General features: G+C 69.7%; 20 protein-coding genes and 1 pseudogene. 15 read left to right on the forward strand and 6 right to left on the reverse strand.

All coding sequences use genetic code 11. The annotated features are described in order from the left end of the window. From ASD35_RS21765 to ASD35_RS21835, 15 genes and pseudogenes are all read left to right on the forward strand, one after another. Positions 1 to 720, forward strand: a pseudogene (locus tag ASD35_RS21765) (glycoside hydrolase family 27 protein); the annotation flags it as partial. A gap of 28 nt (positions 721 to 748) precedes the next feature. Next, positions 749 to 3,337, forward strand: coding sequence for a glycoside hydrolase family 2 TIM barrel-domain containing protein (locus tag ASD35_RS21770; RefSeq protein WP_082580343.1), 2,589 nt, complete (start codon positions 749 to 751; stop codon positions 3,335 to 3,337). A gap of 80 nt (positions 3,338 to 3,417) precedes the next feature. After that, positions 3,418 to 3,780 carry a hypothetical protein gene (locus ASD35_RS21775; RefSeq protein ID WP_056877014.1) on the forward strand — a complete coding sequence of 121 codons (363 nt, stop codon included), beginning with the start codon at positions 3,418 to 3,420 and terminating at the stop codon, positions 3,778 to 3,780. A gap of 122 nt (positions 3,781 to 3,902) precedes the next feature. Next, entirely contained in the window at positions 3,903 to 5,159 is a 1,257-nt protein-coding gene (locus ASD35_RS21780) for a TolC family protein (protein ID WP_082580344.1), read from the forward strand. After that, positions 5,156 to 5,797, forward strand: coding sequence for a hypothetical protein (locus ASD35_RS21785; RefSeq protein ID WP_056877015.1), 642 nt, complete (start codon positions 5,156 to 5,158; stop codon positions 5,795 to 5,797). The genes ASD35_RS21780 and ASD35_RS21785 overlap by 4 nt, the downstream gene beginning before the upstream one ends. Beyond that, positions 5,794 to 6,903 carry an efflux RND transporter periplasmic adaptor subunit gene (locus ASD35_RS21790; protein WP_056877016.1) on the forward strand — a complete coding sequence of 370 codons (1,110 nt, stop codon included), beginning with the start codon at positions 5,794 to 5,796 and terminating at the stop codon, positions 6,901 to 6,903. Before ASD35_RS21785 ends, ASD35_RS21790 begins: the two co-directional genes overlap by 4 nt. Positions 6,904 to 6,913: 10 nt before the next feature. Continuing rightward, the gene (locus tag ASD35_RS21795; protein ID WP_056877017.1) at positions 6,914 to 10,036 is read left to right on the forward strand and encodes an efflux RND transporter permease subunit; all 3,123 of its coding nucleotides are present in this window, start codon (positions 6,914 to 6,916) and stop codon (positions 10,034 to 10,036) included. A 105-nt stretch (positions 10,037 to 10,141) separates the two neighbouring features. Further along, positions 10,142 to 10,645 carry a hypothetical protein gene (locus tag ASD35_RS27840; RefSeq protein ID WP_200956080.1) on the forward strand — a complete coding sequence of 168 codons (504 nt, stop codon included), beginning with the start codon at positions 10,142 to 10,144 and terminating at the stop codon, positions 10,643 to 10,645. Between the two features lie 23 nt (positions 10,646 to 10,668). Further along, complete coding sequence (locus ASD35_RS21805) at positions 10,669 to 10,917, forward strand: hypothetical protein (RefSeq protein ID WP_157275704.1); 249 nt, start codon at positions 10,669 to 10,671, stop codon at positions 10,915 to 10,917. A gap of 157 nt (positions 10,918 to 11,074) precedes the next feature. After that, positions 11,075 to 11,458, forward strand: a complete 384-nt coding sequence (locus ASD35_RS21810; protein ID WP_056877020.1) for a hypothetical protein — start codon at positions 11,075 to 11,077, stop codon at positions 11,456 to 11,458. Then, a complete protein-coding gene (locus ASD35_RS21815) occupies positions 11,455 to 12,921 on the forward strand; it encodes an ATPase domain-containing protein (protein WP_056877021.1) in 1,467 nt (488 codons plus the stop codon). The genes ASD35_RS21810 and ASD35_RS21815 overlap by 4 nt, the downstream gene beginning before the upstream one ends. A 96-nt stretch (positions 12,922 to 13,017) precedes the next feature. Next, positions 13,018 to 13,731: a GGDEF domain-containing protein gene (locus ASD35_RS21820; protein WP_235538421.1), complete on the forward strand. Its 714-nt coding sequence runs from the start codon at positions 13,018 to 13,020 to the stop codon at positions 13,729 to 13,731. Positions 13,732 to 14,135: 404 nt separating this feature from the next. Further along, the gene (locus ASD35_RS21825) at positions 14,136 to 14,627 is read left to right on the forward strand and encodes a hemerythrin domain-containing protein (RefSeq protein ID WP_056877023.1); all 492 of its coding nucleotides are present in this window, start codon (positions 14,136 to 14,138) and stop codon (positions 14,625 to 14,627) included. Positions 14,628 to 14,721: 94 nt separating this feature from the next. Further along, a complete protein-coding gene (locus ASD35_RS21830) occupies positions 14,722 to 15,474 on the forward strand; it encodes a PRC-barrel domain-containing protein (RefSeq protein WP_056877024.1) in 753 nt (250 codons plus the stop codon). 23 nt (positions 15,475 to 15,497) lie between these two features. After that, the gene (locus ASD35_RS21835; protein WP_157275705.1) at positions 15,498 to 15,995 is read left to right on the forward strand and encodes a fasciclin domain-containing protein; all 498 of its coding nucleotides are present in this window, start codon (positions 15,498 to 15,500) and stop codon (positions 15,993 to 15,995) included. Between the two features lie 12 nt (positions 15,996 to 16,007). Here ASD35_RS21835 and ASD35_RS21840 read toward each other — a convergent pair whose 3' ends face one another. From ASD35_RS21840 to ASD35_RS21865, 6 genes are all read right to left on the reverse strand, one after another. Next, positions 16,008 to 16,733, reverse strand: coding sequence for a Crp/Fnr family transcriptional regulator (locus tag ASD35_RS21840; protein WP_056877026.1), 726 nt, complete (start codon positions 16,731 to 16,733; stop codon positions 16,008 to 16,010). A gap of 57 nt (positions 16,734 to 16,790) precedes the next feature. Beyond that, entirely contained in the window at positions 16,791 to 17,531 is a 741-nt protein-coding gene (locus ASD35_RS21845) for a Crp/Fnr family transcriptional regulator (protein WP_056877027.1), read from the reverse strand. A gap of 140 nt (positions 17,532 to 17,671) precedes the next feature. Next, entirely contained in the window at positions 17,672 to 18,598 is a 927-nt protein-coding gene (locus ASD35_RS21850) for an OmpA family protein (protein ID WP_082580345.1), read from the reverse strand. Positions 18,599 to 18,642: 44 nt separating this feature from the next. Further along, positions 18,643 to 19,008, reverse strand: coding sequence for a DUF4398 domain-containing protein (locus ASD35_RS21855; protein WP_056877029.1), 366 nt, complete (start codon positions 19,006 to 19,008; stop codon positions 18,643 to 18,645). Positions 19,009 to 19,216: 208 nt separating this feature from the next. Then, on the reverse strand, positions 19,217 to 20,644 hold the full coding sequence (locus ASD35_RS21860) for an ATP-binding protein (protein ID WP_056877030.1): 1,428 nt from the start codon (positions 20,642 to 20,644) through the stop codon (positions 19,217 to 19,219). After that, positions 20,641 to 22,332 carry a PAS domain-containing sensor histidine kinase gene (locus ASD35_RS21865; protein ID WP_056877482.1) on the reverse strand — a complete coding sequence of 564 codons (1,692 nt, stop codon included), beginning with the start codon at positions 22,330 to 22,332 and terminating at the stop codon, positions 20,641 to 20,643. The genes ASD35_RS21860 and ASD35_RS21865 overlap by 4 nt, the downstream gene beginning before the upstream one ends. Between the last annotated feature and the right edge of the window lie 183 nt (positions 22,333 to 22,515).

The raw sequence follows: 22,515 nt of genomic DNA on the forward strand, positions 1-22,515 counted from the left end.
CACACCGGCACGCGCAACGCCGAAGCCGCCTACACCATCATGGCCAAGGCGCTGCGCGAGTCGGGCCGGGACATCGTGCTGTCCATCTGCGAATGGGGAACCGCCAATCCCGAGCGCTGGGGCCCGACGACCGGCCACCTGTGGCGCACCACCGGCGACATCTACGACGCCTGGGAAGGCCAGAAGGACTGGTCGCACGGCATGACCAACATCCTCGACATGCAGGTCGAGCGCGCCGCCCATGCCGGCCCCAACGGCTGGAACGACCCCGACATGCTGGAAGTCGGCAACGGCGGCATGACGACGACGGAATACGAGAGCCACTTCTCGCTGTGGGCCATGCTCGCGGCACCGCTGATCGCCGGCAACGACCTGTCCAGGATGGACGCCGACACCGTGCGCATCCTGACCAACAAGGACGTCATCGCCGTGGACCAGGATCCGCTGGGCAAGCAAGGGCGCCGGATGCTGAAGGAAGGTGACCTCGAAGTCTGGGTGCGGCCGCTGCAGGGTGGTGAGTTCGCGGCCGTGCTGTTCAACCGCGGCAAGACGCCGGCCGACATGAAGCTGAAGTGGGACCGCCTGGGCCTGGCTACCGAACAGAAGGCCGACGTGAAAGACCTGTGGAGCAAGAAGGTCACGAAGGGCGTCAGCGGCAGCTACGGCGGCAAGGTCGCCCCGCATGGCGTGATCATGGTGCGGGTCACGCCGCAGCGTTGATTGTGCAGCCCAGGCCAAGGACGTCGACATGAAACGGCTTTTTCACCTCGCAGTGGCCCTGTGCCTGGGCTTACTCGCCAGCATCGCCAGCGCGGTTCCGCGCAGCAGCGAACCCATCAACCGCGACTGGCTCTTTACCCTCGGCAACCCGGCCGGTGCGCACGCGGCGGAACACGACACCTCGCAATGGCGGCGCGCCGACCTGCCCCACTCGTTCTCGGAGCCTTACTTTCTGGGCACCGGCTTCTACGTGGGTCATGGCTGGTATCGCAGGAACCTCGAACTGCCCACCAGCGCGCAGGGCAAGCGCATCACGTTGGAGTTTGACGGTGTCTTCCAGGACGCCGTCATCTGGGTCAACGGCAAGCAGGCCGGTCGCCACGTCGGCGGCTACACCGGCTTCAGCGTCGACATCACATCGCATGTGAAGACCGGCCGCAACCTGCTGGCCGTGCACGTCAACAACGAGTGGAACGCCCGCGTCGCACCACGCGCCGGCGAGCACGTGTTCTCGGGCGGCATCTACCGCAACGTGCGCCTGGTCATCACCGATCCTGTGCACGTGGCCTGGTACGGCACCTTCGTGACCACGCCGCAGGTGTCCGACGAGCGGGCCACCGTGCGCGTGCAGACCGAGGTGCTCAACGGCCGCCCCGCGCCGGCCAAGGTCGCCGTGGTGTCCGAAGTGCTGGACGCCGCCGGCCAGCGCGTGGCGCAGCATCGCAGCGAGCAGACCGTGCCCGCCGCGGGCAAGCTCGACTACGACCAGACCCTGCCCGCCATCCCCTCGCCGCGGCTGTGGTCGCCCGGACAGCCCTACCTCTACAAGATGGTCAGCCGCCTTTTCGTGAACGGCCGGGCAGTCGACCGCTTCGAGACGCCCTTCGGCATCCGCACGGTCAAGTTCACCGCCGACAAGGGTTTCTTCCTGAACGGCAAGCACCTCTACATGATCGGCGCCAACGTCCACCAGGACCAGGCCGGCTGGGGCGACGGTGTGACCGACGGCGCCGCGAGGCGCGACGTGAAGATGGTCAAGGACGCCGGCTTCAACTTCATCCGCGGCTCGCACTACCCGCATTCGCCGGCCTTCTCGAAGGCGACCGACGAGCTGGGCATGCTGTTCTGGTCCGAAGCGCCCTTCTGGGGCATCGGCGGCTTCGGTGCGGACGGCAGCTGGCTGTCCAGCGCCTACCCGCCCGACCCGGCGGACCGTCCCGAGTTCGAGGCCAGCGTGCTGCGACAGGTCGAGGAAATGGTGCGCATCCACCGCAACCACCCGTCCATCGTCATCTGGAGCGCCAGCAACGAGCCCTTCTTCACCCAGGGCGAGGCGATGGGGGCGATGCGGGACTTCCTCAAACGCGAGGTGGCCTTCTTCCACCGCATCGACCCGACACGGCCGGTCGCCATCGGCGGTGCGCAGCGCGGCGAGATCGACAAGCTGGGCGACGTGGCGGGCTACAACGGCGACGGCGCGACGCTGTTCCTGAACCCCGGCGTGCCCTCGGTCGTGTCGGAATACGGCTCGACGATGGTGGACCGCCCCGGTGCCTATGAGCCCGGCTTCGGCCTGATGCCCGACACGCCGGACCAGCAGGCCAACCCGCGTCCCTACTCGTGGCGCTACCCCTGGCGCTCGGGCGAGGCGCTGTGGTGCGCCTTCGACCACGGCTCCATCGCTTCCATCGAGTTCGGCGCCATGGGCTTCGTCGACTACTTCCGCCTGCCCAAGCGCCAGTACCACTGGTACCGCCACACCTACGCCGGCGTGCCACCGCCCGCCTGGCCGGTGGACGGCAAGCCTGCGCAGCTGCAACTGGCCGCCAGCCAGACCGTCATCCGCGGCACGCAGGGGCTGGACGACATCCATCTCGTCGTCACCGTGCAGGACGGGACCGGCCGGGCGCTGAGCAACTCGCCGGACGTGACGCTGACCATCGTCAGCGGCCCAGGCAAGTTCCCCACCGGGCGCAGCATCGCTTTCAGCAGCAAGTCGCCGGTCGCCATCCGCGACGGCCAGGCCGCGATCAGCTTCCGGTCGTACTTCGCTGGCGAGACCGTCATCGAGGCGACGTCGCCCGGCCTCAAGCCGGCGCGCATCACCATCACGACGACCGGGGCGGAGCGCTTCGTGCCGGGCCAGTCGCCCCTGGCGCCCGACCAGCCCGTCGTCAACCACCCGCCGTTCACGCGCATCGCCTTCCCGGGCGACCCGGTCAACGTGACCATCAACCGGCCCACGGCCGTCAGCAGCGCGCAGCCTGGCCACGAAGGCCCGAAGGCCAACGACGATCAGGAGCAGACCTCGTGGCAGGCCGACCCCGTCGACGGCAGTGCGTTCTGGCTCGTCCACCTTGAGAACGTCTACGCCCTGCACTGGCTGTCATTGGCTGTGCCCGGTGAGGGCGGCCCCGACTTTGTCGTTGAGATCAGCAAGGACTCCACCACCTGGCAGCAAGTTCACCAAGCCAAGGGCGGGCGCAAGAACTACGACTTCGCGCTGTTCGACAAACCCCTCACAGCGGCCTTCCTGCGCATTCGCTTCCCCACGGTGACGGCCGCACACCCGGCCGCACTCAGCGAGGTGAGGGTCATCGCAAAGCCGGCGAACTGAGCCTCGTCTCCCCGGACGAGACATGGCCGTCATGGCCGCGCCGATGCGCCTCGAACGATCGCTCCGCTAAACTGACGTTCATGCGGCGTGGCCTCACGAACTTCATCCTGATGCTGTGCATGTGCTGGCAAGCGCTGGCGCATGCGGGCATTGCCGCCGTGATGGCGGACGATGAAGAGCAAGGCCATGCGCTGATGCACTTCGAGGGCCAGGGCCACCATCACGACGAGGTCGGCGCTGCGGACGGCGTCCACGAGGACCAGTCGCTCACATCGGCCCAGCACCTGGCCAGCGACTGCGGCGTCCACGCGCCGGTGCTGATGAGCTGCATGAACCTGAGCCTGCTGCAACTGCCGCCCGCGATGCTGGTGCAGACCGCGGCGACACCCCCGCCGCCGCCCTGCTTGGCCGGCCCCGAGCGGCCACCCAAAGCCCTGTCCTGATCGCCGCCGCGGCCTGCGCGTGACGCGCGGCCGCTTGTCGCTTCCCGGCGGCGGCGTCTTCTGCCTGACCTGCGCTGCGCTGGCGTCAGGCGGGTCGCCGCTCCTTTCGCATCAGGACCCTCGTGAAATCCCACCCATGGCTCGTTCCATGGCTCGCCGGCAGCGCCCTCGCTGCCAGCGCGCTCGGCTGTGTCGCCCAGGCGCAGCCCGCTTCAACCACCGCGGCGTCTGCAGCAACCCGCCCTACGCTGGCCCAGGCCGTCGAAGCCGCCTGGCAGCGCTCCGTCGAGGCCACGCAGGCGCAAGGCCGGCAGCGCCAGGCGCGCGCCGACCAGGCCGTCGCCGGCAGCTGGCTCGCTGCGCCGCCAGCGCTGCAGCTGTCACAGCGTGAAGGTCGCGGCAACGCCGCTGACGGCCAGCGCGAAACCGAGGTCGGCATCGCGCTCCCGCTGTGGCGCCTCGGTGCCCGTGCCACCGCGGGCCAGGCCGCCCAGGCCGAGCTGGACTGGAGCGCCGCCGCCGAGCAGGCCGCGCGCCTGCATGTGGCCGGCCAGGTGCGCGAAGCGCTCGGCCAATGGACCGCCCTCGAGGCCGAACAGCGCCTCGCCGCGCTGCAGGGCGAGTTGCTCGGCCGCCTGGCCGAGGACGTCGACCGCCGCGTCCAGGCCGGCGACCTCGCGCCCGCCGATGCCATGGCCGCCCGCGCCGAATGGCTGGCGAGCCAGGCACTGGCGGCCGACGCGCAGCAGAAGTTGCGCGCACAGCAGGCGCAGTGGCAGCTGCTGACGGGCCTGGCCGTCTCGCCCCAGGCTCGACCTGCGGCCACGGCGGCCACCTTCGATCTCAGCGCTGCACACCCGGAACTGCAGCTCGCCGCGCGGGCTGTCGAGCGCGCCCAGCGCAAGCTGGCCCTCGCGCAAGCCCAGCGGGGCGATGGGCCGGAACTGGGCGTCAACCTGCGCCAGGAGCGCCCTGGCCAGGGCAATCCCACGCAGAACAGCGTCGGCGTCGCGTTGCGCCTGCCCTTCGGCACGCAGGCGCATGCCCAGCCGCGCATCGCGGCGGCGCTGTCCGAGGTCGACCTGGCGCTGACCCAGCAGCAGCGCACCCGCGACCGCCTCGCGGCCGAACTGGAACTGGCGCGCAGCCAAGTCCAGGCCGCGCAGGCCCAGGCCAACCTGGAGGCCCAGCGCGCCGCGCTGCTGCGCCAGCGCGCCGCCCACATCGACAAGGCCTTCAGGGCCGGCGAGTCGCCGCTGCCTGAACTGCTGCGCGCGCTCGGCGCCGCCGCACAGGCCGAAGCCGCCAGTGAACGCCAGCACGCCCAGCTGCACCTTGCCCAGGCGCGGCTCCAACAAGCCCAAGGATTCCTCCCATGACCATCCCGATCTCCCTGCTGCGCGGCCTGGCCACGGCGCTGCTTGCGGCCACCTTCAGCCTTGGCGCCGCGGCCGGCCCGGGCGCCCACGGTCCCAACGGCGAGCACCTCGACGGCCCGGCGACCACCCCAGCGCCCGGCGGCAGCCGCCCCCGCATCGAGGCCAAGAGCGAACAGTTCGAGCTGGTCGCCACGCTGAGTGGTGGCGAGTTCTCGATGCTGATCGACCGCTTCGCCACCAACGAGCCGGTGCTGAATGCGCGCGTCGAGGTCGAGTCGGGTGGCCTCAAGGCCAAGGCGCCCTTTCATGAAGACATCGGCGACTACGCCGTGGCCGACGAGGCCATGCTGAAGTTGCTCGGCAAGCCTGGCGACCACGCCGTGGTCATCACCGTCATCCACGGCAACCAGTCCGACCTGCTGGACGCCACGCTGAAGGTGACGGCCGAACAGGCGCAAGCCGCCGCCGAAGCGCCGCACGCGCACGACCATGCCGGCGCCGCCGACCGCGGCCATGAGCACACCAGCGGTTCCCGCAAGTTGTGGATCGGCCTGGGCGTCGTCGCGGCGGTCCTGGTGGCCCTCGCCGCCTGGCGCCGCCGCAAGGGCGCCAAGACCTGGCACGGAGGCCAGGCATGAAGCGCCCGCTGCTCACGCTCGGCCTGCTGCTCGCCACGACCGCCGGCCTGGCCGGCCCGGGCGCCCACGGCCCCGACGGCGAACACCTCGACCAGGCCGGGCCGGCCCACGCCTCGGGCCTCCTGCGCCTGCCCGACGGCAGCGTCAACGTGCCCAAGATCGCCCAGCGCCGCATGGGCATCCGCACGCGGCTCGCGCCCGAGACCGAAGCCGCCGCGACGCTGGAACTGCCCGGCCGCGTCGTGCAGGACCCCAACGCCAGCGGGCGGGTGCAGGCCAGCCACGGCGGCCGCATCGAGCCCGGCCCCAACGGCTTGCCGGTGCCCGGCCAGGCGGTGCGCAAGGGCGACGTGCTGGCTTGGCTGCACCACCATGCCGAGCCGTTCGCGCAGGCCAACCAGGAGGCGCAGCGCGCCGAGCTGCGCGCCGGCCGCCAGCTCGCCGAGCAGCGCCTGAAGCGCCTCGAAGGCCTGGAAGGCACGGTGCCGCGCAAGGAGATCGACGCGGCGCGGCTGGAGGCCCAGTCCCTGGCCGCGCGCGAACGCAGCATCGCTGCCAGCCTGGACCAGCGCGAGCCGCTGCGCGCGCCCGTGTCGGGCGTCATCGCCCGCTCCGAGCTGATGGCCGGCCAGGTGATCGACGCGCGCGACGTGCTGGTCGACATCGTCGACCCCGCGCGGCTGATGATCGAAGCGCAGGCGGTTGACCTCACGCTGGGCCTACGCATCGCCGGCGCGGCGCTGGCGGGTGTCGAAGGCGTGAAGCTGCAGCTGGCCGGCGTGCCCCGCACGCTGCGCGACGGCACCCTGCCCTTGAGCTTCCGCGCCCGGGCCGACATGGCAGCGCCGCTCGCAGTCGGCCAGACGGTCAGCGTCATCGTCGCGCTGAAGGACCGCGCCAAGGGCATCGTGCTGCCGGCCGACGCCGTCGTGCGCAGCCCCGTCAACGAGGCCGTCGTGTGGATCAAGACGGGCGCCGAGCGCTACCTGCCACAGCCGGTGCAGGTAACGCCGCTGGACGCCAAGACCGTGCTCGTCACGCGCGGCCTCGCGGCGGACAACCGCGTCGTCGTGCAGGGCGCCGCGCTGATCGCGCAGATCCGCTGAAGGGCCGGCCATGTTCAACTGGATCGTCCACACCAGCCTGCGCAACCGGCTCTTCGTGCTGGCCATCGCCGCGCTGCTGATGGCCTATGGCGGCCTGACCGCGTGGCGAACGCCCGTCGATGTCTTCCCCGACCTGAACAAGCCGCAGGTCACCGTGCTGGCCGAGGCCGGCGGCATGGCGCCCGAGGAGGTGGAGCAGCTGGTCACCTTCCCCATCGAGACGGCACTCAACGGCATGCCGGGCATCACGCGCGTGCGCTCGACCTCAGGCGTCGGCCTGTCCATCGTCTACGCCGAGTTCGACTGGGGCACCGACGTCCATCGCAACCGGCAGCAGGTGGCCGAGCGGCTGGCGCAGCTGCGCGGCCAGCTGCCGGGCGACATCACGCCGGCGATGGGGCCGGTCTCGTCCATCATGGGTGAGGTGATGCTGATCGCGCTGCCGTTGGGGGACGAGGCGAACGCGATGCAGGCCCGCGAGTACGCCGACTTCGTGCTGCGGCCCCGTCTGCTGGCCATCCACGGCGTGGCGCAGGTCATCCCCATCGGCGGCGAGGTGCGCACCTTGCGCGTGGAGCCCGACACGGTGCGCATGGCCCAGCTGGGCGTGTCGCTCACGCAGGTCGAGCAGGCCCTGCGAAGCTTTGCCAGCAATGCCGGTGGCGGCTTCATCGACCTGAACAGCCGCGAGTACCTCATCCGCCACCTCGGCCGCACCCACCGCACCGAGGACCTGCAAGGCATTGCCGTCGCCTGGAAGGAGGGCCGTGCGGTGCTGCTGGAGCAGGTCGCCAGCGTGCGCTTCGCGGCCGGACTCAAGCGCGGCGATGCCGGCTACAAGGGCGCGCCCGCCGTCATCGTCAGCGTGCAGAAGCAGCCCGCCGCCGACACGGTGCAACTCACGCGGCAGATCGAGACCGCCCTGGCCGGGCTGAAGGCCGGGCTGCCCAAGGGCCTGAGCGCCCCCAAGGTGCTGTTCCGCCAGGCGGACTTCATCGAGGCCTCGATCGGCAATGTCACCGGCGCGCTGCGTGATGGCGCCGTCATGGTGGCCATCGTGCTGTTCGCCTTCCTGCTGTCGCTGCGCACGACGCTGATCTCGCTGGTCGCCATCCCACTGTCGCTGGCGGTCACGGCGCTGGTGTTCCGCCTGCTCGACCAGTCCATCAACGTGATGACGCTGGGCGGCCTGGCGATCGCCGTCGGCGAACTGGTGGATGACGCGGTGGTGGACGTCGAGAACATCCAGCGTCGCCTGCGCGAGAACCGCGCGCTGGCCGAGCCTAAGCCGGTGCTGGAGGTCGTGCGGGCCGCCAGCGTGGAGGTGCGCACCGGCATCGTCTACGCGACGCTGATCGTCGTCCTCGTGTTCGTGCCGCTGTTCGCGCTGCCGGGCATCGAGGGGCGGCTGTTCACGCCGCTGGGCATCGCCTACATCGTGTCCATCCTGGCGTCGATGCTGGTGTCCATGACCGTCACGCCGGTGCTGAGCGCCTTCCTGCTGCCCCGCATGAAGCGGCTGACGCATGGCGACAGCCCGCTGGTCACGCGGCTCAAGCGCTGGGACGAACGGGTGCTGGCGTGGTCTTTCCCGCACGCGAAGCTGTTGATCGGCACGGCCGCGGTCGCCGTTGCGGCGGCCGCGGCCAGCGTGCCTTTCTTCCCACGCGCCTTCCTGCCGGCGTTCAACGAGGGCTCGCTGGTGCTGTCGTTGATGTTCAACCCCGGCACGTCACTGGCGGAGGCCAACCGCATGGGCGCGCTGGCCGAGACGCTGATCGCGCAGGTGCCCGAGGTGACGCAGGTGGGCCGCCGCACCGGCCGTGCGGAGCTGGATGAACACGCAGAGGGCGTGCATTCGTCGGAGATCGACGTGGACCTGCGGCGCGACGGCAGACCCATAGCCCGCGACGCCGTGATGGCCCGCATCCGCGCCCAGCTCGCCTCGCTGCCCGCCCAGGTCGCCATTGGCCAGCCGATCTCGCACCGGCTGGACCACCTGCTGTCCGGCGTGCGCTCCCAGGTCGCCGTGAAGATCTATGGCGACGACACCGACACGCTGCGCGGCCTGGGCGAGCAGATGCGCGCAGGCCTGAGCGGCGTGCCGGGCCTCGTCGACCTCACCGTCGAGAAGCAGGTGCTGATCCCGCAGATCGCCGTGCGGCTGGACCAGCGCAAGGTGGCGCAGGCGGGGCTGTCCCCGGGTGAGGCGGTGCGCGTGCTGCAGGCGCTCACCGATGGTTCCCACGGCGCGCAGATCGTCGACGGCCAGCGCCGCTACGACCTGGTGCTGCGCCTGCCGGACGACCGTCGCGGCCCGCAGGACCTGGCACGCATGCTGATCGACACGCCGTCCGGGCGGCTGCCGCTGTCCAGCATCGCGACGGTGGAAGAGGCCGACGGCCCCAACCAGATCGGCCGCGAGAACGGCCGGCGGCGCATCGTCGTCTACGCCAACACGGACGGCCGCGACATGGGCCGCGTCATCGGCGACGTCCGCCAGGTCATCGCCAGGACCGCCTTGCCTACGGGCGCCTTCGTCAGCCTGGAGGGCCAGTTCCAGGCACAGGAGCAGGCCACGCAGCTCATCGTCGGCCTGTCGACGGTGTCGCTGGCGCTGATGTTCCTGGTGCTCTACACGCGCTACCGCTCGGCCGTGCTGGCCGGCGTCATCATGGCCAACATCCCGCTGGCGCTGATAGGCGCCGTCATCGCGATGTGGGTGGCCGGCGTGACGCTGTCGGTGGCGACGATGGTGGGCTTCATCACGCTGGCCGGCATCGCCACGCGCAACGGCATCCTCAAGGTCAGCCACTACGTCAACCTGTGCCGGCTCGAGGGCGAACGCTTCGGCCAGCCCATGATCGTGCGCGGCTCGCTGGAGCGGCTCACGCCCGTGCTGATGACGGCGCTGGTGGCGGCCTTCGCGCTGACCCCGCTGCTGCTGGCCGGCGACGAGCCGGGCAAGGAGATCCTGCATCCGGTGGCCGTGGTCATCTTCGGCGGCCTGGTCAGCTCCACGTTGTTGGACACGGTGCTCACGCCGGTCGTGTTCTGGCTGGTGGGCGAGCGGCCCTTGGCACGGCTGTTAAGGGACGACGAGCCCGCAGCCGGCACACAGGAAGCGTTCTAGCGCCACCGGCGTGAAGATCGCCCCTGGCGCCAAGGTTGTCGCCGTGCTGAACAACGTCGAAGCCAAGACCTCGACCCTGCGCTTCACCATCAAGTAAAGGTCGCCATGAAAACGCAACGTATGATCGCCGTGAGCCTGCTGTTGGCTGCCGGCACGCCGCTCCGGGCCGCCGACCCGCGGGACAACGCCGCGCTGGCCGCCAAGGCCGAGGCCGTGTTCGGCAAGCAGCCCGGCCAAAGCTTCGATGCCCAGGCAGTCAAGCCGAGTGGGCTGGCACCGCGCACCGAGACCGTGACGGTGACGCTGGCCCCGGGCAAGGGCGCCGAGGTCCAGGCCGAACTGGACGCCGGCCAGGGCATGGTCTTCCAGTGGTCCGCGAGTGCCGACGTGGCCGTGGACCTGCACGGCGAGCGGCCCGGCTCCAAGGACGAGTACACCAGCTACGACATCGACGCCGGGCAGCGCCAGGGCGCCGGCACTTTCATCGCACCATTCGCTGGAACGCATGGCTGGTTCTGGAAGAACCGCAGCCAGCAGCCGGTCACGGTGACGGTCACCATCACGGGCTTCCAGAAGCGCCTGGTCCGGCACGGCGGGCAGCCTTCTTGAAGGAGCCCTACCAGCGCACCGCCATGGCGACGGGCACCACGCTCGCCACGGGCGCTCTCGTCATGTCACGGGCCTGCCCGGACGATTCACCCCTCGCGGACGAATTTCCCACGGCGGGCGCGGTTCAAGTGGCCCATGTGCGCTACCGCACCGACAGGGATCTCGAATCGATCGATGCTGGGTTCGACCATTCGGCTGCTTGGTCGACCGCGCACGCCCGCCCTTCAACCGACCGGGCCGAGCACCGCAGCTGCACAGGGCGGATCCAGTGAGACGCTTGCAATCATGTTTTTCGCGGGGGGAGGCGGGCACGCAGGCCGGCGCGCGGCGCGCCTGCCGAGGCCTACACTCCTCCGCTCTTCCGCTCTGATGCCCCCGTCCATGGATAGCCGAGAGAGCAGCCGATGCACGGCTCCTCTGGCCCAACGCGTGGCTGAGGACGCCGACTCCCGCGAGATTGCCGACGCGATCGTCGGCATGTGGTCGGACGTCACGTCCGCCCTGCAAGCGGTGGTCGGCCGCCGCGGCGTGGCGGCCTTGTTCAGGCGCACGCTGCACCTCACCGCCGCTCGCCATCCATGGCTCGCGCCGCTCAAGGTGGAGCGCGCCGACGCGACGGACGACACAGCCGACCTGGCCACGCTCTTCGCCGCACAGCCGCCCGCCGTTGCCATGGAGGTCGGCAGCGAACTGTTCACGACCTTTCGCGAGCTGCTCACCACCCTGATCGGCGCGCGGCTGAGCGAACGCCTGCTGCAAGCCGCCTGGTCGCCCCCTTCGAGCGCTCCTCCGGAGCAGGACCCTAGCCCATGACATCCAAAGTGAAGATCAACAGCCTGTCGACGGGCGTGCCCGGGCTGGACGACCTGCTGGGTGGCGGCCTGCCCGAGTTCTCGTTCAACCTCATCGCCGGCCAGCCGGGCTGCGGCAAGACGACGCTGGCGCACCAGCTCATGTTCTCGCTGGCCACCGAGGCACGGCCGGCGCTGTACTTCACCGTGCTGGGCGAGCCGCCGCTGAAGATGCTGCGCTACCAGCAGCAGTTCGCCTTCTTCGACGCGGCGGCCGTGAACCGCAGCGTGCACTTCGTCAACCTCTGCGAGGAGGCGATGGCGGGCGACCTGGACCACGTGCTGGCGCGCATCACCGAGGAGGTCGCCCGGCACGAGCCTGCGCTGGTCTTCGTCGATTCGTTCCGCTCCGTCGTGCTGGCCACGGACGGCGGCGGCAACGCGCACAACCACCTGCAACGCTTCATGCAGCAGCTCGGCATGCTGATGACGAGCTGGCAGGCCACGACCTTCCTGATCGGCGAGTACTTCACCGACACGGACGCCAACCCGGTGTTCACCGTGGCCGACGGCCTGATCTGGATGCGCCAGAGCGTGCAGCGCAACTCCATGGTGCGCAAGATGGAGATCATGAAGATGCGCGGCCAGCCGTCGCTGCCGGGGCTGCACCCGTTCCGCATCAGCAGGGACGGGCTGCACATCTTCGTGCCGACGCCGGCCGCCGCGCCACCGGCCAAGGACGGAGGCAAGGTCCCGCGGGCCTCCATGGGTGTCCGAGGGCTGGACGAGATGATGGACGGCGGCCTGCCGCGCGGCTACTCGCTGCTGGTGGCGGGGCCGTCGGGCTCGGGCAAGAGCATCCTGGCCGCGGCCTTCCTGGACGCCGGTGTGCGCAATGGCGAGACCGGCGTGATCGCCGCGTTCGAGCGCCGGCCCAACCGCGTACACAGCAGCACGCTGGCGCAAGCCATTGCGGACGACCGCGTCGGCGTGGTCGAGAGCCATGCGGCCGACGTGTCCATCGAGGAGGTCATGCAGTTGCTCGTCGCCGAGATCCGCAGGCTCAGCGCCAGCCGCGTCGTCATCGACTCGCTGTCGGGCTTCGAGCTGGCGCTTGGGCCGTCCTTCAAGGAGGACTTCCGCGAGTCGCTGCTGCGGCTGGTGATGTCGCTGACCGGGCTGGGCGTGACGGTGCTGATGACTTCCGAGCTGGAGGACCGTTACACCGACCTGCGCTTCAGCCCCTACGGCACGGCGTTCATGACGGACGCCATCATCGTGCAGCGCTACATCGAGGTGCAAAGCCGGCTGCGGCGCGTGCTGGCCGTCGTGAAGGTGCGCGACAGCCGCCACTCCGACGAGTTGCGCGAATACCGCATCGGCGACGACGGCATCGAACTGGGCACGATGCTTGCCGAACAGGAAGGCTTGCTGGGCGGTCGCCCGGCGACACGCGCCCCGGCCTCTCCCGCCCGCGGCGGCTGAGCCACGCTGCGAACGGCAGTCAACGAGCAGGGATGCTGTATGGCCACGGCTTCCGAACCACGCGATGCGCGACAAGTGCAAGCGGAACTGGCCGCGTTGCGTGCCCAGACTGCGGCCGCGCGTGCGGAGCTGGCCCACGTGCTGGCCGACCTGGCCGAGGCCCAGCGGCAGCTCAGCGGCCACCACCTGCATCAGTTGCTCGAAGCGAACGAGCAACTGGTAGTGGATGCCATGCGGTCGCGCGACATGGCCGAATCCACCGCGCTGCTGGTGGCGGAACTGACCCGCTCCAGTGAACTGGACGCGCTGACCAGCCTGCCCAACCGGCTGCTGCTGCTCGACCGCTTCTCGCAGAGCCTCACCCAGGCCAGGCGCAACGACGGGCGGCTCGCCCTGCTCTTCATGGACCTGGACAGCTTCAAGCAGATCAACGACAAGCACGGCCACACGGTCGGCGACGAGGTGTTGCGCGCGGTCAGCCGGTGCCTGGTCGGCTGCGTGCGCCAGATCGACACGGTCTGCCGCCTGGGCGGCGACGAGTTCATCGTGCTGCTGCCGGAGATCGCCGACGCGGCCAACCCCGGGCTGGTGGCGCAAAAGCTGATGGACGCGTTGAGCCAGATCGCTGACGCGGGCGGCAAGCCCGTGCGCGTCGCCGCCAGCATCGGTATCGCCGTGTATCCCGACGACGCGGACAACGTCGAGCAGTTGGTCGACTGCGCCGACCAGGCCATGTACCGCAGCAAACGCGCAGGCGGAGGCTGCTACAGCTTCTTCGCGTTGCATCAGACCGGGCCCGAGCACGGCTGAGCACGCGGGGCACCGGCAAGCACGGCGAAAGCCGCCGCCGCGGTCGGCCGTTTTTGCCGGTTGCTGCTGGGGCCCAAGGGGCGATGCGCCCTCGCGAATGGCCCCTCACGCCAGGCGCACCGGGGCTTTACACGTCAGGCATGCAAGCGGGTACCCGCATTGCCTCGTGACCTTCACCGGATAACCGGCATATGAAAGTTCGACATGAACAGCAATCCATCGCAAGACCAGGGCCAGCAACAGCGGCAGTCCGGACAGGGTGACACCCTGGAAACGCCGGGCCAGCAGCACGCCGACGACGCCAACTGACCGTATACCGGCGGGCCAACGCGGCCAACGCCCATCCACCGCAACCGCGAAGCACCTCGCAACGGCCCGGCAACCGCCGGGCGAAGGACAACACCATGGCCAACACCCCCAAGACCACCGCGTCAACCGACGCCATCCAACTGCTGACCGCCGACCACAAGGAGGTCAAGGCGCTGTTCAAGGCCTATGAGCAACTGGTCGAAGCCGAGGGCGACGACGAAGAGAAGCAGCAGCTCGCGCTGGAGATCTGCACCAAGCTCACCGTGCACGCCACCGTCGAGGAAGAGCTGTTCTACCCCGCCGCGCGCGACGTGCTGGAGGATGACGAGGACCTCGTCGACGAGGCCGACGTGGAGCACGCCTGCGCCAAGGATTTGATGGCGCAGATCATGCAATCCGCTCCCGAAGACCCGCTGTACGACGCCAAGGTGAAAGTGCTGGGCGAGTACATCGACCATCACGTCAAGGAAGAAGAAGGCGAAATGTTCCCGAAGATCAAGAAGAGCGACCTCGACGTCGAAGCGCTCGGCGAGGAGATGGCCCAGCGCAAGGAAGAGCTGCTGGCCGAGATGGAAGAAGCGCAATGAACTGATCGCGCTTGACCTGCTCTTGGACGTGCGCAACCGCACCGACGCAAGCGGAGGGCCGCGTCACCATCCGCCTGCATCCCAGGAGCCTTGTATGTTCACCAGCGTCAGCCAAGCCGTCACCGCCCGCGTGAAGGCGGTGGACGGCGACATCGGCCCCGTCGAGGACCTGCTGTTCGACGACCGGCGCTGGGTCATCCGCTACCTGGTGGTGGATGCCGGCACGTGGCTGGCAGAACGCGATGTGTTGATCTCGCCCTACTCGATCAAGCAGCCCTTGCGGCGGGACCGCGTGATCGACATCGCGCTGACGCGCCGGCTGGTGCGCACCAGCCCTGCGCTGGACATCGGCCAGCCGCTCTCGCGGCAGCAGGAGGATGAGTTCCAGCGCCACTACCACTACCCCGCCTACTGGGACGGCGGCGGGCTGTGGGCGCTGGGCGCCACGCCGTATCCGTCGGTTGCACCGCCGCCCAATGCCGATCGAGGTGCCGGCGGCGCATACCCTGCGGACATGCGGTTGCGCAGCAGCGGGCAGATGGACGGCTTCGAGGTGCAGGCCGTCGACCAACGCATCGGCGAGGTGGCGGACCTGATCTTCGACGATGAGAGCTGGGCGATCCGCTACCTCGTCGTCCACACGCAAAGCTGGTGGCCGGGCGGGCGCAAGGTGCTGGTCGGCCTGCCCTGGGTCGACCGCATCGACTGGGCCGCGCAGCAGATCCACGTGACGCTGACACGCGAGCAGGTCAAGTGCAGCCCGGTCTACCAGGATGCCGCCTCCATCCACCGCGACTGCGAGGTGGTGTTGCACGCCAATTGCCAGCGCCCGGGCTGCTGGGCTTGAAGAACACGTCCACGAAAGCGCACATGACCTCCGCCTACCTCGCCGCCACCACCTCCGTGACGCCCGGCACCCCGCCGCCGGGCCAGGCAGCGGCGGCACCCAGCCGCACGCTGATGCAGACGCTCCATGGCGCCGGCCACTTCAACGACCTCATTGCGGCCATCAAGGCGACCGGCCTGGCCAGCCCCTTCCATGCGGCAGGGCCTCACACGGTGTTCGCGCCCAACGACCTCGCCTTCGGCAAGCTCGCCGAGGCGCTGCGGGCCGACCTGTTCAAGCCCGAAGGCAAGGCCAGGCTGACCGCCATCTTGAGGCTGCACCTGGTGCCCCGGCGCGTCAGGGCAGCCGCGCCGGGCGAAGAGCCGGCCACCTTCAAGTCGCTGCAGGGCGAGGACCTGGTCATGCACAGCGCGCACGGCCCGCGGGTGAACGCGGTGTGCATCGTCCAGCCCGACGTCCAGGCCGCCAACGGCGTGATCCACGTCATCGACACGGTGCTCATGCCGATCCAGGGCGGCTGACCGGAGATCGCCTCAGCGCGCTTCGCCGCCCTCGTCGAAGGCATGTGGCGCAAACTGCATGCCCAGCCGGTAGCTCGCGCGGTCCTGCGCGTAGCAGGCGCAGGCCGCCGCTTCCAGGCCGCTGCGGTCGCTGACCGTCACCCAGCCGCGGTGATAGTGGATCAGGCCGGCGGCTTGCAGGCTGCCCGCCGCCACCGTGACGCCGACACGCCGCACGCCCAGCAGGTGCGCCATCGTTTCCTGCGTGACGGCAAAGCCATTGCCCGCGGCCCGGTCCTGCCCCATCAGCAACCAGCGTGCGAGCCGTTCTTGCAGCGCGTGGAAGTGCAGGCAGGCCGCGGCCGTGGCCGCCTGGCGCAACTGCACCAGCACATAGCGCATCAGCAGGCGTCGCAGCCCCGCGCCACCGGCCGGTTCATGCCGCAGCACCTCGGCCGGCATGCTCCATGCCTGGCCGTCCTGCTGCACGACCACCGTCACCGGGCTGGCGGGCATGCCCAACGCCACTTGCGCGCCCAGCACGCCTTCGCTGCCCACCATGCCGACCTGCAGCAACGGGTGGGCGTCCAGCGGCGTCAAGAGAGCCAGGCAGCCCCGCACCGGGAACAGCAGCGCGCGCATCGGCGCATCCTGCAGCGCGATCTGCTCGCCGCTGCGCAAGGCCACCGGGTTGCACCGCTTCAACAGCCGCCGCTGCTCGACCGCAGGCAGGTGGGCTAGCAGGTGGTTGACGGTCATGCGCCAGTCTGGGAGCACCCCGCCGGCAGCGCTGTGCGCTAACGAACCCTGGCAGCGTCAATGCGCGTGCGGCAGCGGCAACGGGCGATTTAGCAGCCGGTCGTACTCGTCCTTGACGACGCCATAGCACTCGCAGCTGCGCTTCTCGAGCCCGGCGCGGTCGATGACGGTGATGTGCCCGCGCGCGTAGTCGATCAGGCCGAGCTTCTGCAGCTTGAGCGCCGCCTCGGTGACGCCTTCGCGCCGCACCCCGAGCATGTTGGCGATCAGCTCCTGCGTCATCACCAGCTCGTCGCCGCTGATGCGGTCCAGGCTCAGCAACAGCCAGCGGCACAGCTGCTGCTCCAGCAGGTGGTGGCGGTTGCAGACGGCCGTCTGCGACATCTGGGTCAGCAGCGCCTGGGTGTAGCGCAGCAGCAGGTGCATGCCCACCCCATAGCGGTTGAACTCGGCCTTGATGGCGGCGGCGCTGAGCCGGAAGCACCCGCCCGCGCTCTGCACGACCGCGCGGCTGGGTGTCGTTTCACCGCCCATGAACAGCGACACGCCGACGACGCCCTCGTAGCCCACCACCGCGATCTCGGCCGATCCGCCGTCCTCCAGCACATAGAGCAACGACACGATGGCCGTGGTGGGGAAGTACACATGGCTTTGCGGCCGGCCGGATTCGTACAGCACCTGCCCCAGCTGCAGCGGCGCGCTCTCGAGCTGGCCGGCCCAGCGCGCCCATTCGTCCGCCGGCAAGGCCGCCAGCAGGCGGTTGCTGCGGGGTGATTGGGCATCGGTCGGTGCGGGCATCGGTCCCTTGCGTGGCTGAGCGAAAGGGCCACTCTAGCCACGGCACGCCGGCCCGTGTGTTCGATAGCGCACATAAGCTGTTACACGGCGCAAACAGCGCCCTGCCCGCCCGGCAATCGGTCAGCGGCGCCGGGCGCGGGTCACTTCGGCACGGGATCCCCGGCCTGATGGGCGAACACGACCTCCACGCGGCGGTTCATCTGCCGTCCGCCCGCGGTGTCGTTGCCGGCCACCGGGCGCTCCTCGCCGAATCCCGAGGTGCTGAGCTGCCCGCCCAACACGCCCAGCTGCATGAGCGCCGACATCACCGAATGCGCGCGGCGGTCCGACAGCGTCTGATTGGCGCCCGCGTTGCCGGTGCTGTCCGTGTAGCCCTCGATGGACGCGCGCCGGTCCGGATGGCGCTTCATGAAATCGGCCAACTGCGCCATGCTGCGCTGGCCGGCGGGGCGCAGGTTCGAGGCACCGGTGTCGAAGAGCACATCCCCGAGCGTGACGACCGTGCCGCGGTCCGTCTGGCGTGCGTTCATGTCCCGCAGCTGAGATTCGAGATCGCTGACCTTCGAATCGCGCCGGGCCACGCGCTCACGCTCGGCCTGCGTGGCAGCCTCGGCCTGCGCCAGTTGCACGCTCTTCATCGCCGAGGCCTGCTCGGCGGCCGTCTTCTGGGCCTGTGCCAGGTCGGCTTCACGGGTGCGCAGCGCCAGCCGCATGCGGTCGCGCTCCGCGCCGGCACCGGCCACCACCGCCTGGGCGTTGCGGCTCGTCGCCGTCTCCTCGGCGATCACGACCTGCTGCAGCGCCAGGTAGGCCAGGTGGTTCACCTGGGCCGTGTCGTCGCCATTGATCAATGCCTGGTCACCGCGGCGCAGGGCCTCGCGGGCGCGGGCCAGCTCCTCGGCGGCCATCTTCACGGTCTCCGGCTGCGCCTGCGCGGCATTGAGCCGGCTGCGGGCATGATCCAGCGCACTGTTCTGGATCGGCGTGGATGAGCAGGCCGCCAGCAGCGCCAGGCCGGCGGCGGCGATGGCGCCCATCAAGGGGGTTCGGTGGAATCGGGTGTTCATGGGAGGTCTTTCAAAGTGTTCGGAGCTGTTGGGTAGCCGTTCGGTCACGGGGCCGTGGGCTTGCGCTGGATTTCTTCGGCGAGCGCGCGGGCGGCGGCTTGCGATTCCTTGGCGGCCTTGCCCGAGCGCACGCTGTCCGCATGCAGCTCGGCCACGCGGGCGTCGACCTCGGCCTGCTCGGAGAGCAGGCGGGCGCGGGTGGCGTCGCCCGCGGTCACGGCAGCGCGGGCTGCGGCGAGCTTGTCGGTGGCCACACGCAGTTCAGCCGGCGCATCGGCCATCGTCGCGGGCGTGCTGGCCCGCTGCACGGCGGCTTCGGCGACGGCAAGCTGCGGCGGCGCCTTGGGTGCCGAGCCGCAGGCATTGAGCAGGAGAACGCAGCTGGCGGCTGCGAAGAGGGTGGAGTTCATGGGGGGTTCCTCGGGTCAAGCCGCGCGGGCGGCAAACGCCGGGCAGGCCGGCGACCCAGGGCGCTGCGCGGGGGAGTGACCCCGCAGCAGCGCGCTGTGCGATCGACTCTGGGCCTCTCAGCGCGCGCGGTCTGTCCGCCAGCGCACGGTGGGCAGCCGATGACCTGCGGCGCCTTCAAGGCGCGATGCGAGCGACGGGCTGGGTGACTCAGCCGGAAACCGGCGCCGCCGCACCCTCAACCGCCGGGCGGCGGATCGGCAACGTCACGCGGAAGGTGGTGCCGCGGCCGACCACGCTGTCCACCTCGATGCGGCCCTGGTGCTTCTGCACGATGCCGTACGACAGCGACAGCCCCAGGCCCGTGCCCTTGCCGACCGGCTTGGTCGTGAAGAAGGGTTCGAAGATGCGCGCCAGCGTGTCGGGCGGGATGCCCGAGCCGTCGTCGGCCACCTCCAGCCAGACCTGCTCGCCTTCGGTACCGGTGCGGATGACGATGCGCCCCCGCGCATCGCCCATCGCATGCGCCGCGTTGACGACCAGGTTCATCACGACCTGGTTGAGCTGCGACGGCAGGCATTCGATGTCGGGGATGTCGCCGTACTCCTTGACGACGTCGGCCTTGTACCTGATCTCGCTGGCGACGATGTTGAGTGTGGAGTCGATGCCGCGGTGCAGGTTGGCCCACTCGAAGTCCTGCGCCGAATCGACGCGGGAGAAGTCCTTCAGATCCTGCACGATCTGCCGGACCCGCGCGATGCCCTGCTTGGACTCGCGCATCAGCTCCGGGATGTCCTCCTTCAGGAACTGCAGCTCCACCTGTTCGCGCAGGTCGCGCAGCTGGCCGGCGACCTCGGGAGGGTTCACGCCCGGCTCGGCCCGCTCGTAGGCGGACAGCATCTCTAACAGCTTGGCGAGATAGCCTTCGAGCGTGCCGAAGTTCGAGAAGATGTAGCCGATGGGGTTGTTGATCTCGTGCGCGACGCCCGCCGCGAGTTGGCCGATGGAGGCGAGCTTCTCGGCCTGCACCAGCTGGCCCTGCAGGTGCTTGCGTTCGCCGATCTCCGCCTGCAGCGTCTGCATCGCCTGCGTGATCTCGCGGGTGCGTTCCCGCACCGCTTCCTCCAGCGCGTTGAGCTGGACCGCCGCGTCATGCGTCGTCTGCCACTTGGCCGTCAAGGTGCTGGCGAGCTGGTGCACCTCGATCGCATCGAAGGGCTTTTTCAGGATCAGCAGCCGGTCGCGCACGTCCAGGCGCTCCAGCACCTCGTTCCACGAATGGTCGGCGAAGGCGGTACAGATGACGACCTGCAAACGCGCGTCGGCCTGCCACAGCCGCTCTATCGTCTGCACGCCGTCCCAGCCGGGCGGCATGCGCATGTCGACGAAGGCCATCGCATAGGGCTGGCCGGCGCTCAGCGCAGCCTCCACCAGGGCCAGCCCTTCCTGGCCCTGGTAAGCCGAGTCGATCTCGAAGCTCAGCGGCGCGGCCTTCGGTGCGTCGCCGAACAGCGCGGCCTCGACCGCGTCGAGCGCGTCTGCCGGCGCCGCGGCGGGCGCGAGGATCTTGCGGAAGTCGTCATGGATCGCCGGCATGTCATCGACGAGCAGGATGCGCCGGTTCGTGGCGGTGTTCATCGTTGACCCTCCGCGGCCTCGATCGGCACGTCGAGCGTGAACGTCGCGCCCAGGTCGGCGCCCTCGCTGTGCACGTGCAGGACGCCGCCCATTTCCTGTGCGGCCAGCACGCAGCTGTGCAGGCCGAAGCCATGGCCGTTGCGGCGCGTCGTGAAGCCGTGCGAGAAGATCCGCGTCAGGTTCTGCGCCTCGATGCCTTCGCCGTTGTCGGAGACGCTGATGCGCAAGACCCGCGCCGGCGCCTCGCCGGCCAGCATGGCGTGCAGCCTGATGCAGGGCTCGCGGTCGCTCAAGCCGTTCAGCGCCTGCTTCGCGTTGCTGATCAGGTTCACCAGGATCTGCAGCATGCGATGGCGGTCGAGCATCAGCGCCGGCAGATCGACCAGCGTCTTCACGACCTCGACCTTGTGGCGGGTCAGTGCGCCGGCGTTCATGCGCAGCGCGTCATCCAGCAGCTCGCCGACGTTGACGGCCTCGACCACGCATGACGCACCGGCGTATGACTGCTGCGTCGCGATCACTTCCTTGATGTGGTCGACACTTTTCGCAAGGGTCGCGAGCTCGTCGGCCATCGCCACCTGCTCGGCGCGCAGCGCTTGCGCCAGGTCGCGCAGGTAGGTGGGCAGCAGCTTGCCTCGGGGGTCCTGCGTCAGGTAGTCGCCCAGGTCGCCGGCGTGTTCGTCGATCAAGCCGACGGCGCGCTCCAGGCCCTTGAGCTTGGAGTTGCGCAACCGGTCACCGACCATGCCGGCGGCAATGTTGACGCTGTTCAGCACGTTGCCCACGTTGTGCAGCACGTTGGTCGCGATCTCGGCCATGCCGGCCAGGCGCGATGCCTCGACCAGCTGCTTGTGCACGACGGCGATCTCCCGCTCCGCGGCTTTCAGCTCGGTGATGTCCTTGGTGATGCCGAAGGTGCCGATGATGTTGCCGTCGCGGTCGCGCAACGGCAACTTCGTCGTCAGGCACCAAGTGTCCGGCCGCCCGTCGATCCAGGTTTCCTTCTCCACCTTGCCGATCATCGGCACGCCGGTGCGGATGACTTCCTGCTCGTCCTCGAAGGCCGGGCGGGCATGCTCCTCGGAGAAAACGTCGAAATCCGACTTGCCCACCAGCCCGTCGGGGGTCGGCATGCCGAACTGGCGCGCCTGGCCGGCGCTGGACTTGATGAAACGCGAGTCGAGGTCCTTGAAGTAGATGTGGTCGGGCGAGTGGTCCAGCAGGTTGCGGAGCAGTTCACGCTCTTGAGCCAGCGCCTGGTCGGCCTGGCGGCGCTGGCTGATGTCGAACAGGATGCCCTGGCTGCCGACAGGCCTGTCGCCCGGCCCGAGCACCGCCGACTGGACCACCAGGACGTGCCGCTGCGCGCCGCCCGTACCGGCAGCGGGCCAGGCTTCCTCCCGCTCGATGGTCTGGCCGGTCTGCATGATGGACGCGTGCTGCACCGCGGCTTGCGCGGCGAACTCCGGGCGCCACGGCGAGGCGGCGTCGGCCGACTCGCGCTCGGCGATTTCCGCGGCGGTCCTGCCCAGGATCTGTTCCGCCGGCATGGCCTTGAGCCGGCAGAACGCCGGGTTCACGAAGATGAAGCGGCCGGTCGCGTCCGTGCGGAAGATGCCGACGGGCAACTGCTCGACCACCGCAGCAGCGTCGGTCGGGGTTGAGGCAGGGATGGGCTCGCTTCGCATGGTCATGGCTTCGAAGTGGGCATGCCGGCCTGAGCGGATGGGCGGGCTCGATGCGCCGCGGGCGGGCGCCGACATGCCGTCGTCCGAACGATTCTGGCGGCTGAGCGCAAACCTGAGTGCGCCTTGGCTGGGCCAAACGGCGGGAAAACGTCGGCAATGACACGGATTGCGCATCGCTGGCGT

Origin of the sequence: Pelomonas sp. Root1444, from assembly GCF_001426885.1 — a bacterium.
GTDB lineage: Bacteria > Pseudomonadota > Gammaproteobacteria > Burkholderiales > Burkholderiaceae_C > Pelomonas.